Here is a 13,347-nt window from a genome sequence, read left to right as displayed (position 1 = left end):
CTTATCCCATATATTCAAAATCCTGATTAACATTAACAACTGTAATTCCACTCCCTATCTTTTAAACAACATGATTTAATATTCAAGTCACGCACCACATCTACATAAAGTCATAATAATTCGACAATAATTCTGTATTTCTTTTTTTTGGCGCTTGATAGCTTAAGTAGAATCACCTAGAAAATTGAGGAACAAATGGATTTTGCTTCTATCTTTTTTTACGACACCACATGGGTATTTGTTTTCGAAATTTTAATCCGATGTGTGGTGATGTATTTACTCATCATTCTTTTTCTTCGTTTGACTGGCAAGCGAGGGGTTAGACAACTCTCCATCTTTGAAGTTGCCATTATTCTTTGTCTTGGATCGATTGCTGGAGATCCAATGTTTACGGAGGATTTACCCTTAATTCAAGCCGTAGTCGTCATGAGTGTGATCATCTTGCTTTACCGCACCACAACGTGGTTAATGATGAAATATCAGCCTTTCGAAGACTTAGTCGAAGGTAAATCCTGTTACATCGTAAAAGATGGCATGCTCGTCCTTGAAGCATTCAAGCGAGGTAATATGTCGCATGATGAGTTCTTTTCGGAAATGCGTCGTCAATCCGTTGAGCATTTAGGTCAAATTCGAGTCGGTCTATTAGAGTCCGATGGGAATTTCAGTATTTTGTTTTATCCCGATGAGCAAGTTAAATATGGCTTACCAATTTTTCCAGATCAAGCTCAATCAATATACAAGGTAAAACCTAGCGTAATATATGCGTGTACACATTGTGGATTCTGTACTGAACTTCAACAACCACTTCAAGATTGTCCGCGCTGTTCTTGCCAAGATTGGACGCAAGCAATGAACAGTCTAAGAATTGGTTAGCAGATGAATAATCTAAAGTCTGTTGGGACGAAGCAGATTATTCATCCTCAGCGCTGACTCAATCGAACATAGGTGGTTGAGATTAATCCAAGACTTTCACCACAATTTTACCAATGTGATCACCTGCATCCATTGCCAAATGAGCCGCTTGAATCTCATCAAAATTAAAAGTTTTATAAATCATCGGTAGACATTCACCTTTTGCCCATAACGGCGCAACATGTGTCTTTAAATCTTGAGCGATTTTGGCTTTTTCTGCTGTGGTACGTGCACGCATGGTTGAGCCAGTAATGGTTAAACGCTTCATCATGATTTGACCTAATTTTACGCCGTCAGCTTTAGCTCCTCCAAGAAATGCGATATAAACCAAACGCCCATCACGACGTAATACATTCAAGTTTTGGGCTAAATAAGGCGCTCCAACCATATCTAAGACAATATCTACGCCATTTTCTTCCGTCGCTTGCTGAATGACCTGTTCAAAGTCTTCCGTTTTATAATTAATTGCATGCGTCAAATCTTGAATTGCTTTTACTTTCTCATCTGAGCCAACAGTCGCAAAAGTTTTTAAGCCAAATGCTTTACACAACATTAATGCTGTTGTTCCAATCCCACTGGTTCCGCCATGGATTAAAGCCGTTTCCCCCGCTTTAGCTTTGCCCATTTGAAAAATATTCGCCCAAACGGTAAAAAATGTTTCTGGAATTGCAGCAGCTTGAATATGACTCACCCCTGCAGGAATATTAATCAGCTGAGATTCAGGCACCACACAGTATTCCGCATAACCACCACCATTGGTGAGTCCACACACTTGATCCCCCACCTGATAGGCGTTTACCTCAGCCCCTACTGCAACGACTTCCCCTGATACCTCTAACCCAGGTACAGGTGTGACCCCTTTAGGCATTGGATATAAACCTTGGCGCTGTAAAATATCAGGACGGTTAATGCCGAAAGCATGTACTTTCACCAAGACTTCATTGTCTTTAGGTTGCGGAATATCAACCGTTTCATAAGCCAACTTCTCAACGCCGCCTGGTTCAGTAATGATCACATGTTGCATGCTTTGTGCCATAATCAAATCCTTTATTTACAATACTTTTCATTCATTTCAATCAATTTCATCATAGTTGATCGCATTGATAAAGTCCTGTATTACTTATGTATAAGGATGAAAACGAATCATTATTTTTTGGGGAAAATAATATGCGTTACTTGCTGCAATTTATTTTGCCATGCAGTTTTGCTGCCTTGGTCATCATCTGTTGGACTTTTTTGTTAAGTTTTCCATGGGATTCAGCAGTAATTGCGATGATCTACTTCCAAATTGGGCTGGTGTTGTTATTGCTATACATTGAATACGATGCGAGCAAAGTGGATGGTGCAGCAGGTTGGACTTTTTTAGTTTTCTGTTTTTTTGAAATGATATTGTTCGTCGCTTTGGGGATCATTCGTGTCATTATTGGTGGATGGCAAGTTTTAAATCTTTTATTTTGAACCTTGCCTCAGACACGAATATTAAAATAACTCAATAATATAAACAAAGCTTCGTATTTTTCTGATTTACAAAGGAATTGTAACCTTAATTTCATAGATTTTAAGGTCGTCATGGATCGTACACTCGAGAATTTTAAAATGAAAAAGCAGACTCTAGTTGTCACACTATCGCTCATGCTCGGTTTAGCAGGATGCTCTGGGGAAGATCAAGCTAAATCAACCTTACCAAATACTCCTGAGCCAACCATACCAATTCAGCCTGAAGATCCAAAACCACCCCTACCACCAGATCTCGAACCTGAAACACCGATCAATGTTCCACAACCAAACACTTATTTAAATCTGGATTTTACTGAACTTTATTCAATACCTTCTGATTGGAATATTCTGCCTTCAAATCCAGGTAGCATTCAATTTAAAGAGGGTGCCTTACTGATTGATGGTCGCAAAGATTTAACCAAACCCACCACCATCATGTTAAGTTCGGATTTTCAAAAGCTTCGCAACTATAAAATTGAGTTAGAATTTGAATACCTTGAGCGTAATAACGGTACTCGTTGGGGAAGTATTATTTATAGAGCTTCAGATGTGTTTGCTCAACCTGAATATACACCATACTACCAATTTGCTATTCGTGCAGATGCATCTGCTTATAATGGTCTAGAACTCGCACTTAGACGTTCGAATAACACATGGAATGTCATCAATACATCCAAATTTGAATCAAACATCGCTCTAAATACGCCTTATAAGGCTACAGTTGTTGTTCATAATCAACGTGTTCGTCATTACTTAAATGATCAATTGGTTTTTGATGGTGAATTACCCACCAACCTAAACCAAGGTGCCATTGGACTTTCAGCAGCAGGATTGCTGATGAAGGTCAACACAATACGGGTGATTGAACAACTTGATACTCTCCCTACTCAAGATCGGATCACAGATGTCATTGATCACAAATATCCAGTTGCAATGGCGCCCGCTTTAGCACAACCAGCCGACTCATCAACAAATGATAACGCTCATACCGCCACTTATATTGCGTACCAACTTGATGAACAATTATTTTTAAAAGATTTCGACAATAAGGCCTCGATGCACCTCAGAAGTCTTCTTTCTGATCAAACAAAAAGAACACTTCCTCTTCTGCATATCGACTCTGAAAACACACTGGCTGAATTAAGATCTTTGTCTTCAGATTATGATTTTAGTGATGTCACGCTAGTCTCTGATGATCCATATCTATTAAGAAAAGCGCGTGTGGAGATTCCAGAAATCCGTACAGCATTGGATTGGTCTGAAAAGTACAATTTGATTTCAGATCAAAATAGTGTTGTGAAAATTGCACAGGCAACCAATACATCACTTTCTAAAATTGTGATTTTACCAGCCCATTTGGTTCAATCTCATCTGGTTGCACACTTGCAACGTTTATTGATCACACCTTGGGCAGGTTTTACCCACAATACTTCTGGACAGACCAGTCCTAAACTTGATGCCTATCAAGCTGCTGAGATATTAACGACAGGAGTGAATGGCATTTATACGCTTCAGCCTGAATTATTTCATTCCATCATGCGCTCAATGGCGCCCAACACCCTACTTCGTAAACCGCTCATTACAGGTCATCGTGGAATTCCATCTCAAGTTGATGAAAATACCCTTGAAGGTATTCTTAAAGCGATAGAAGTTGGCGCTGATGCCGTGGAATATGATGTCTATCTGACGAAAGATGACCATGTCGTTTTAATGCATGATAAATCGGTTTTACGCACAACGGGTATCGCAAAAAATATTGAGAACATGACGCTCGAAGAGGTTCGTAAACTTAAAACGACCGGGCAGCGACTTGCCATACCGACGATGGATGAAGTATTGGCTGCAGTAGTTGAAAAATACCCACATGTCACCAATTTTATCGAGATTAAGAGTGCAAAACCCGAAATAATTTCAAAAATTAAAGATTTACTTGATAAATATGATGCATATGGTCAAGTGATTGTCATAAGTTTTGATGGGCAACAAATTCTTGAAATGAAGAACACTCTAAAAGGTGTATCAACGGGTTTATTGGTATATCCACCAAAGGAACAAACTACTTTTCTAAACGTTCGAAGAATTTTGGAAACAACACGACAATTTTCTTCAACATTTAATCCGAATTATAGTGGTTTGAATCAGGACGTCATGTATCTGGCAAGTTTACGTGGTGTAACCTTCTGGCCTTGGACGTTCCGTTTAATAAAAAATGATTTCTATCGTATGTACATTCAAGGTACACATGGGTTGACCACAGATTATGCACAAGATGCATCAAATTTTGTGGTCAAAATTGAAACTTCACGACAAATATCAGCAACTGTTGGTCAACCTTTACAAATCACTGGGCAAAAATTAACGCAACTGGGTCAATCTAGTTACCAAAGCTTCAATACGATGCTCGTACTACCAGGCTCTGCAAAATATAGTCTAAATGGTCAATCTGTGAGTTTTAGTGAACGTGGTACTGCCTATGTCATGCCAAGCTACCAATACACCATAGCACCCAATTTCACCTATACCATCTATGCAAAACCCGTGACTGTGACCATTCAATAAAAAATCCACATTGATATTCGAAGACCAATTCAGTTCGCTGAGTTGGTTTTTTTTGAAAATCGCATTTTCCCTTATCTTTTCATAAGATTTCAACTGGACTTTTAATGATGTTCACCGCTTAAACACGACAGTATTTAAAACTGATGAATTTCATAAATATTTAATATGTAATATTTTTTTTACTTTATGACAAATCCATAGAATTGTCATTTTATGTACTTAGATTGTGTCTCGCTTAGGGACATACTTTTCGAGTACTTTTTAATGATGAAATTTACAACACTGACGTCAGCAATATTATTAACATTAAGCTTAACGGCTTGCTCCGATGATGATCAAAAAAATTCTGTATCAAATCCAGATCAAACGGAAAATCCTAATCCATCTCCTGAACCAGAAACACCAGACATTGAAGTACCTGTACCCGAAATACTTTTTGAAGAAAATTTCAATGCTTTAACTACTATTCCAAACAATTGGACTCAACTTAGTAGCAATCCAGGTAATATTGAAGTTAAAGATGGAGCACTACTCATCAATGGTACGGCGCACGATACACAAATGACGACCATCATGTTGCCAACCGAACTACAGCAACATCGTAATTATCGTATCGATATGGATTTTGCTTTCTTAGAAAATAACAATGGCGGGCGTTGGGGTAGCATCATCTATCGTGCCGCTGATCAATATGCTGATCCAGCTTTTACGCCGTATTACCAATTCGCATTTCGTGTTGATGCAACCGCTGCAAGTGGTCTTGAACTTTCTATGCGTCAACCTAACAACACATGGAATGTTTTACAGAAATCTGCATATAAAGAGAATTTTGAGTTAAATAAAACCTACAAAGCAACAGTCATCGTACATGGCCAACGCGTACGCCATTATATTAATGATGAACTCGTACTCGATAGCACGCTACCTTACAATTTAAATCAGGGTGGCATTGGCATTTCTGCAGCTGGCGCTTTGATGCGTGTAGATTCAATTAAAGTGACTGAGCAACTCGAAGCCCTACCAGAGTCTAATCGAGTTACAGATCTAATCGATCAGCAATTGCCAGTCTCTATGGCACCAGCACTCGCTCAGCCTGCTGGCGCAACTACACTGAACTCAGCTCCATTAGCAACTCATGTTGCCTATCAACTGGATGAGCAACTCAATCTTCTTAACCAAGATCAAAAGAAAATTACTCATTTAAAAGATTATTTAAATGATTCAACACGACGTCATATTCCGCTATTAACGATCAATTCAGAAAAAACAATTCGTAATCTGAAAACGTTGACAGAAAACTATGATCTCGCTGATATCACCTTGGTGTCGGATCAGCCTGAACTCTTACGTAAAGCTCGTGTTGAAATCCCTGTATTGCGTACAGCACTCGACTATTCAAAACAATCTGGTTTAACCAATAGTAAATCAGATATTGTAAAAATTGCTCATAATACCAATTCTTCTTTATCAAAAATTGTCATTTTACCGCCGCACTTAGTGCAATCCGAAGTCGTATCTCATCTACAACGCTTATTGATTACACCTTGGGCAAGCACACTTCATCCAGATAAAAAAGAAAGCATTGATGCATTCAAAGCGGCTGATATTTTAAGCACAGGGATTAATGGGATCTATACTCAACAGCCAGATGTTTTCCAAAACATTATGAAGCAGATGGCACCGAATACCTTGTTAAGAAAACCCCTCATCACAGGCCATCGTGGTATTCCAGCTTTAGAGGATGAAAATACTTTAGAAGGAACAATCAAAGCTATTGAGGTAGGTGCTGATGCAGTTGAATATGATGTTTATCTATCGAAAGATGGTCATGTTTTCTTGATGCATGACGGGACGCTAAAACGTACCACAGGTGATAGCAGAAACACTGAAGATCTGACCTTAGCTGAAATTCGTCAGTTACGTACGATTCCCAATGGTCGCCCAGTTCCAACCATGGATGAGGTTTTGGCTGCAGTCAAAAAATACCCCCATGTGACCAATTTCATCGAAATTAAAAGTGCTAAGCCTGAAATTGTAGCGAAGATTAAAGAGCTTTTAGATAAGCATAATGCCTATGATCAATCGATTGTTATTAGTTTTAATGGTGATCAAATCTTACAGATGAAAAATACCTTACCGGGTGTTTCTACAGGCTTCTTAACGAGTACGCCGAACGCACAAAGCAATATTGTAAACACACGTCGAATATTAGACGCGACTCAAAAATATTCTTCTACATTTAACCCGTCTTTTGCAGGATTAAGCAAAGAGTTAATGTCAATGGCGAGCTTACGTGGCGTAACTTTCTGGCCTTGGACATTCCGTACCAATAAAGATGATTTTAATCGTATGTATGTACAAGGAACACATGGCTTAACCACCGATTATGCTCATGAATCTTCTGATTTAGTCGTCAAGATCAATACTCCAGGTCAAATTACTGCGAAAGTAGGACAGCCTGTTGTTTTTAGTGGAGAAAAAGTTACTCAGATAGGTAAGGCTTCAGCACAAAACTTTAATTCAATGATTGTTCTGCCTGGTTCTGCCAAATATAGTAAAAATGGTCAGTCGATTACGTTTAGTGAACAAGGCAAAGCCTATGTCATGCCGAGCTATCAATACACGATTGTGCCGAATTATAGCTACACCCTGTACGGTAAACCTGTCACAGTCACGATTCAGTAAGAAACTTTAAATTTACATGCCCAATTGTTAAGTTTAAAGCTTCAATTGGGCATTTCTTATTTTTTTAAATTTTGGATCACTTCGGGTAAAAAAGAACGGTGAAATCCATCATAGGCTTGATTATTCTCAGCCGGGCTTAATGGAAATATACGTGTGCCTTGAGAAGCTGCGCCATCAATCCGTATCGTGACACCCGATATAAATTTAGATGCTTCAGACAATAAATAGACGATCGCTGATGACACCTCAGCTTCCGTTCCCATGCGTTGCAAAGGAACTTTCTCCGCCATACTTGGAATCACTTTTTCAGCCATTTCACCAGTATATGTATCCATACCTGATGACAAAATCCATCCAGGTGCTACGGCGTTCACGCGAACTCCTGATTTCCCCCATTCGACAGCAGCTGTCTTGGTCAGATTATCGACCCCTGCACGAGCTGCGCCTGAATGTCCCATATTCGGCATACCTCCCCACATATCAGCAGTCATGTTGACAATACTTCCACCATGCTTATTCATCCACTGATTGTAAGCTTCGCGCATAAGATAGAATGTAGCGTGTAGATTGTTTCGAATGACAGCATCAAATCCATTGGCTGAGATTTTTTCTAAATGCGCTGGAAATTGTCCGCCTGCATTATTCACCAAGCCATCAACTCGTCCGAATTTTTCAATTACTTCGCTAATCATGGCTTTTACTTGTGCTTCATCACGATTATCACAAGCGATGCCATAGGCTCTGCCACCATCTTCCATGATTTCAGCAACAACTTTATCGAGTTTTTCTTGGGTACGCCCTGTAATAATCACTTGTGCATCCAATGATGCAAGCTCATGAGCTGTACAACGTCCAATACCAGAACCACCTCCTGTCACAATGATGACCTGATTCTGAAATAAGTTTTCCTTGAACACTGAGTTATATGTCATGCCAATCCTTAGGTTGTAATTTTTATCGACTTGCAAAATTATCCCGATTTTTTAACAGTTGCAAGATCATAGAATTTTATAATTGTTGTTTTAAATGCTAATCAAACCTTTCATTCAAGGGCTATGGCATAGTTTTTACAAAATGCATTAAGATTTTTCTTACCACAGGTAAAAATATTAAGATCAATGGAAATGCGATTAACCAAGACATTGCCCACGTCTTTATCCAGACCACCCAGATCCCATCAAAAAATCCACGATTCATTACAATATTAATTAAAGAAATTGAACCACTCATCAAACATGACAAAATTAACGGCATCAGCCAATTGAGATGTTTGGGGTGAAATTTTGGGAGTGCTTTATTCATTGTAGCGCCTAATCATTTCATCTCATTTAATTTAGCACCAATGCAATCACTATTCCTATATTTTTCAAGTTTCAAGCACACAAAACTAATCCAATATCGTTAAAATTTTGAACCTTGAGGCATGATTTAATAATTTTTCTTAGTAAATGTATATTAAATAGAATGGATTAGTTTCCATCTTAATCAAGACTCATGAGCAATAAAAAAATATTTAACTTTAAACGATGATTTTATTTTTTAGCTTTTCTACTCTACGAAAATGTTTTAAGTTTTTAGTCCAATTTTACCGTTAATCTCTATTCTTTAGATTCGAAGCATTTTTTTTGCAGTTTTTGCATAGCTTCTCTAGGCATAGGCGCTGTCATCATTTGTTGGTATTCTAAACAAGCTTTACTAGGGTGTTTTTGTTGTATCGGAGCATTAACACATGCCGTTAAGAGCATCAAAAGCAAATACGCTACTATTTTCATCATATCTCGAATTTATTGATAATGTTCATTCTATCTTAGCTCATTAGGGCTAGTGTGGTCGTTATTGAATTTTAAATAAAAAAACCCGCCATCAGGCGGGTTTTTTTAAATCAGTCACTCTTAAAGACGAACCAATTCCAGAATCTTCTCAGCCAATTCTTCAGCAGCTTCTACTTCAAAACTTGCATCCGTACCTGTTGCAGTATCGGTAATCACTACCACACCAGTTTCACGTAATAATGCAACGTTTTCAGCAGTTAAGCCCGCTTTAGCAATCGCGACAACACCTTGTTGGATCAATAAGCTTTCTAATACTTGTGCATTCACAATTGCAGCATTTGATACAGTTACCGCAGCAGGCTTTTGACCCAAACGCGCCGCACGTGCTTCTGATGTTACAGGCTCATTATGTGCAGTCCACTCAACTGCCTCTTCAACCATACCTGCACCAACTGTAACGTTGCTTAAGCGGTCAATAAAGATAAATGAACCTGTGTAACGGCTATCTTGATAACGGTCAAATACGACTGGTGCATCAAATTCAATCGTTACATTCGCAATCGCATTCAGCTCTAAGTTTTCAACTTGAACTTTTTCAAGCGTATTTACGTTTGTACGGAAGTTAATTGCTGTTACCTTAGCAGGAACAGTTTGCGTACCAATCTTCACGTTATATAACTTACCAATCGCAAGCGGTTGGTCAGCCATCCATACAACAGTCGCTTGAACAGAACGAGAAATTGCCGGTACTTCTTGGTCTGCACGTACAAGTACGTTACCACGAGAAATATCAATCTCGTCGTTTAACGTTAATGTCACTGCTTGACCAGCAACTGCACGTTCTAAGTTACCATCAAAAGTAACGATTTCTTTAACTGTAGATGATTTACCTGATGGCAACGCAGTAATCGTATCTCCAACGTTGATATCACCTAGGGCGATCGTACCGCAGAAACCACGGAAATCGAGGTTAGGACGGTTCACATACTGTACAGGGAAGCGGAAGTCAGCTTTAGCTGAAGTACGATTAATCTCTACAGATTCAAGCGTACCCATCAAAGTTTCGCCTGTGTACCAAGGCGTATTTGGTGATTTGTTTACAACGTTATCACCATTTAACGCAGAAATCGGCGTAAAGATGATGTTAGATGGTTTACGGTCACCCAATTGTGCAACAAAGCCTGCATATTCAGTTTGAATCTCATTGAATCGTGCTTCAGAGAATTCAACCAAGTCCATTTTGTTGATCGCAACAATAATGTTCTTAATACCAAGTAAGCTTGCAATATACGTATGACGACGTGTTTGTGTCTGAACACCGTAACGCGCATCAATTAAAATGATCGCAAGATCACACGTAGACGCACCTGTAGCCATGTTACGTGTGTATTGTTCATGCCCCGGAGTGTCGGCAATAATAAACTTACGTTTTTCTGTAGAGAAATAACGGTAAGCTACATCAATCGTAATACCTTGCTCACGCTCTGCTTGTAAACCATCTACAAGTAGCGCTAAGTCAGGTGCATCCCCTGTTGTACCGACTTTTTTAGAGTCACGTGTAACGGCTTGCAATTGATCTTCATAAATCAATTTTGAATCGTAAAGTAAACGACCAATTAAAGTTGATTTACCATCATCTACGTTACCGCAAGTCAAAAAGCGTAATAAGTCTTTATTTTCGTGTTGTTTTAAATAACCCAAGATATCTTGGCTAATCAAATCTGATTGATGAGACATGGCTCATAGCTCCACAAATATGTTGAAATCGGTGTATTTGAATCCCCCTCGTTCCCCCTTTGAAAAAGGAGGATGACTCCTCTCTTTTACAAAGAGAGGAGCAGCACTGCTGCGGCAGAGAGATTCTAGAAGTAACCTTCTTGCTTTTTCTTTTCCATCGAGCCCGCTTCATCATGGTCAATCATTCGACCTTGGCGCTCAGAACTCGTTGCAAGCAACATTTCTTGGATAATTTCTGGCAAGGTGTTAGCTGTCGACTCCACCGCACCTGTCAATGGGTAACACCCCAAAGTACGGAAACGAACCGATTTCATTTGTGGAACTTCACCTTCTTTTAAAGGCATACGCTCATCATCCACCATAATTAATGTACCACTACGCTCAACAACAGGTCGTTCTGCCGCTAAATACAATGGAACAAGTGGAATACTTTCTAAGTAAATATATTGCCAAATATCAAGCTCAGTCCAGTTCGACAATGGGAACACACGGATACTTTCGCCTTTATTCACTTTACCATTGTAAAGATTCCAAAGTTCTGGACGTTGGTTTTTAGGATCCCAACGATGTTTATCATCACGGAATGAATACACACGTTCTTTGGCACGTGATTTTTCTTCATCACGGCGAGCACCACCAAATGCAGCATCGAACTTGTATTTATCTAATGCCTGTTTTAAACCCTGAGTTTTCATGATATCAGTATATTTCGAACTACCATGATCAAATGGGTTAATCCCAGCATCCTTACCTTCTTTATTTTGGTGGACGATAAGATCGAAACCGTGTTGCTTAGCCATATTGTCGCGGAAAGCAATCATGTCCTTAAATTTCCAACCTGTATCTACATGTAACAGTGGAAAAGGGAGTTTTGCAGGATAGAATGCTTTAAGCGCTAAATGCAGCATAACTGCCGAGTCCTTACCAATCGAATAAAGCATGACTGGATTTTCGAATTCTGCAGCAACTTCGCGAATGATATGAATACTCTCAGCTTCAAGCTGTTTAAGATGAGTAAGTCTTTCCTCATTTAATGACATGGACAACACCAGCTAGAATATGTGTACTTATGACACTTTTGAAAATTTATATTCATTATAGTGATTTAGACAACGGAGCTTTATCTCGTTTTTTTATATTAATATACTCAAATAGAATATAAGCAAAGAGACAATCTAATTATGATAACAATTACAGGCCTTTCAAATATAAAATACCAAGAATGGTTAGCCCTTTGGTCAGCTTACCTAGAATTCTACAAGACCGAATTGAATCCTCAACAAGCGGCTCTGACTTTCAAACGATTATCTGATGCGTCGCAAACCGATATGTTTGGCTATGCCATTATAAAAAATCAAAACGTCGTCGGAATTGTACATCTCATTTCTCACGCAAGCACTTGGACTAAACTCCCTTATTGTTATCTCCAAGATTTGTTTATTGATGCAAATTACAGGAATCAGGGCTTAGCCAGGAAATTAATAGAATTTAGCTATGACGAATGTAAAAATAGTTATGATAGAGTGTATTGGCTAACCCATAAAAGCAATGATAACGCTAGACTTTTGTATAATCGTGTTGCAACCGAGACAGGATTCATTCAATATAAAAAATCTCTAAATTAGTTATTTTTATCTCCCATGCTTAGCCTTGAATCTCTTAAACAACATTTAGAGCGAGCTCAAATTGCTGGTCATATTTATCAGCATCATCAAATTCTAGTGTTACAAGAACCGTTTACTGAAAATGGTTCTGCTTTAAATATTTTTGTTCAGCACGAGTTAACTGCTGATCAAATTGGCTTACAGTTTGCTGTTGAACATACTGATCAAAAACTAAAGTTCTTGATTGGCGTTACACATAGCAATCAAGATCATAGAAGTGAAATTAGTATTGGTCATTTAAAAGGCAATCAAAAAGCTTTTAATTTGTGCTACGCCTTTTACAATTATCCTAAACATTTTTTTGTAGTTGAAACAGATTTATATGCGAACGCTGAGCAATTTAAAGACTGCTTAGAAAAGCAATTATTCATTCAGCCTGAGCTTAGTTTTTTAGACACAGCCACTAAAGTAAATCCAATGGGACAGAATTACCCATGGATGAAGGATTATATCGCGCAACTTAGCTTAGAAATGAAAGTTCGGATACAAACAAGTCTCATGTAAAAAAAGCCACCTTTTTA

Annotated in this window: 11 protein-coding genes; 6 read left to right on the top strand and 5 right to left on the bottom strand. The window is 38.6% G+C overall.

The window, feature by feature from the left end:
- Positions 1-195 precede the first annotated feature (195 nt).
- Entirely contained in the window at positions 196-873 is a 678-nt protein-coding gene (locus AC1M9M_RS05540; RefSeq protein WP_035266694.1) for a YetF domain-containing protein, read from the top strand.
- An 82-nt stretch (positions 874-955) separates the two neighbouring features.
- Here AC1M9M_RS05540 and AC1M9M_RS05535 read toward each other — a convergent pair whose 3' ends face one another.
- Positions 956-1,948 (bottom strand): NAD(P)H-quinone oxidoreductase, encoded by a 993-nt coding sequence (locus AC1M9M_RS05535; RefSeq protein WP_481593898.1) that lies wholly within the window; start codon positions 1,946-1,948, stop codon positions 956-958.
- Positions 1,949-2,079: 131 nt separating this feature from the next.
- On the opposite strand from AC1M9M_RS05535, the gene AC1M9M_RS05530 reads away from it, so the two are divergent.
- The 3 genes from AC1M9M_RS05530 (at position 2,080) to AC1M9M_RS05520 (ending at position 7,653) form a co-directional block, all read left to right on the top strand.
- Positions 2,080-2,370, top strand: coding sequence for a hypothetical protein (locus tag AC1M9M_RS05530; RefSeq protein ID WP_155756968.1), 291 nt, complete (start codon positions 2,080-2,082; stop codon positions 2,368-2,370).
- A 138-nt stretch (positions 2,371-2,508) separates the two neighbouring features.
- The gene (locus tag AC1M9M_RS05525) at positions 2,509-4,968 is read left to right on the top strand and encodes a glycerophosphodiester phosphodiesterase family protein (RefSeq protein WP_481595825.1); all 2,460 of its coding nucleotides are present in this window, start codon (positions 2,509-2,511) and stop codon (positions 4,966-4,968) included.
- A 264-nt stretch (positions 4,969-5,232) separates the two neighbouring features.
- Positions 5,233-7,653, top strand: a complete 2,421-nt coding sequence (locus AC1M9M_RS05520; protein WP_481595824.1) for a glycerophosphodiester phosphodiesterase family protein — start codon at positions 5,233-5,235, stop codon at positions 7,651-7,653.
- A gap of 56 nt (positions 7,654-7,709) precedes the next feature.
- On the opposite strand, the gene AC1M9M_RS05515 is transcribed toward AC1M9M_RS05520, so the two are convergent.
- From AC1M9M_RS05515 to cysD, 4 genes are all read right to left on the bottom strand, one after another.
- Positions 7,710-8,585, bottom strand: a complete 876-nt coding sequence (locus tag AC1M9M_RS05515) for an SDR family oxidoreductase (protein ID WP_481588891.1) — start codon at positions 8,583-8,585, stop codon at positions 7,710-7,712.
- A gap of 121 nt (positions 8,586-8,706) precedes the next feature.
- A complete protein-coding gene (locus AC1M9M_RS05510; RefSeq protein ID WP_481595823.1) occupies positions 8,707-8,955 on the bottom strand; it encodes a DUF2798 domain-containing protein in 249 nt (82 codons plus the stop codon).
- A 590-nt stretch (positions 8,956-9,545) separates the two neighbouring features.
- Entirely contained in the window at positions 9,546-11,162 is a 1,617-nt protein-coding gene (gene cysN / locus AC1M9M_RS05505) for a sulfate adenylyltransferase subunit CysN (protein ID WP_481595822.1), read from the bottom strand.
- Positions 11,163-11,287: 125 nt separating this feature from the next.
- Positions 11,288-12,202, bottom strand: coding sequence for a sulfate adenylyltransferase subunit CysD (gene cysD, locus AC1M9M_RS05500; RefSeq protein WP_035266686.1), 915 nt, complete (start codon positions 12,200-12,202; stop codon positions 11,288-11,290).
- Positions 12,203-12,343: 141 nt separating this feature from the next.
- Here cysD and AC1M9M_RS05495 point away from each other — a divergent pair, with 141 nt between their 5' ends.
- Entirely contained in the window at positions 12,344-12,787 is a 444-nt protein-coding gene (locus tag AC1M9M_RS05495; protein ID WP_092766876.1) for a GNAT family N-acetyltransferase, read from the top strand.
- A 15-nt stretch (positions 12,788-12,802) separates the two neighbouring features.
- On the top strand, positions 12,803-13,330 hold the full coding sequence (locus tag AC1M9M_RS05490; RefSeq protein WP_092766877.1) for a hypothetical protein: 528 nt from the start codon (positions 12,803-12,805) through the stop codon (positions 13,328-13,330).
- The last annotated feature ends 17 nt before the right edge of the window (positions 13,331-13,347 follow it).

It is taken from the genome of Acinetobacter sp. ANC_7503 (assembly GCF_056780035.1).
This window is presented reverse-complemented; position numbering and strand designations above follow the sequence as displayed.

Coding starts and splice junctions, on each gene's coding strand:
- AC1M9M_RS05540 (WP_035266694.1), top strand. CDS start 196: ATGGATTTTGCTTCTATCTTTTTTTACGACACCACATGGGTATTTGTT.
- AC1M9M_RS05535 (WP_481593898.1), bottom strand. CDS start 1,948: ATGGCACAAAGCATGCAACATGTGATCATTACTGAACCAGGCGGCGTT.
- AC1M9M_RS05530 (WP_155756968.1), top strand. CDS start 2,080: ATGCGTTACTTGCTGCAATTTATTTTGCCATGCAGTTTTGCTGCCTTG.
- AC1M9M_RS05525 (WP_481595825.1), top strand. CDS start 2,509: ATGAAAAAGCAGACTCTAGTTGTCACACTATCGCTCATGCTCGGTTTA.
- AC1M9M_RS05520 (WP_481595824.1), top strand. CDS start 5,233: ATGATGAAATTTACAACACTGACGTCAGCAATATTATTAACATTAAGC.
- AC1M9M_RS05515 (WP_481588891.1), bottom strand. CDS start 8,585: ATGACATATAACTCAGTGTTCAAGGAAAACTTATTTCAGAATCAGGTC.
- AC1M9M_RS05510 (WP_481595823.1), bottom strand. CDS start 8,955: ATGAATAAAGCACTCCCAAAATTTCACCCCAAACATCTCAATTGGCTG.
- cysN (WP_481595822.1), bottom strand. CDS start 11,162: ATGTCTCATCAATCAGATTTGATTAGCCAAGATATCTTGGGTTATTTA.
- cysD (WP_035266686.1), bottom strand. CDS start 12,202: ATGTCATTAAATGAGGAAAGACTTACTCATCTTAAACAGCTTGAAGCT.
- AC1M9M_RS05495 (WP_092766876.1), top strand. CDS start 12,344: ATGATAACAATTACAGGCCTTTCAAATATAAAATACCAAGAATGGTTA.
- AC1M9M_RS05490 (WP_092766877.1), top strand. CDS start 12,803: ATGCTTAGCCTTGAATCTCTTAAACAACATTTAGAGCGAGCTCAAATT.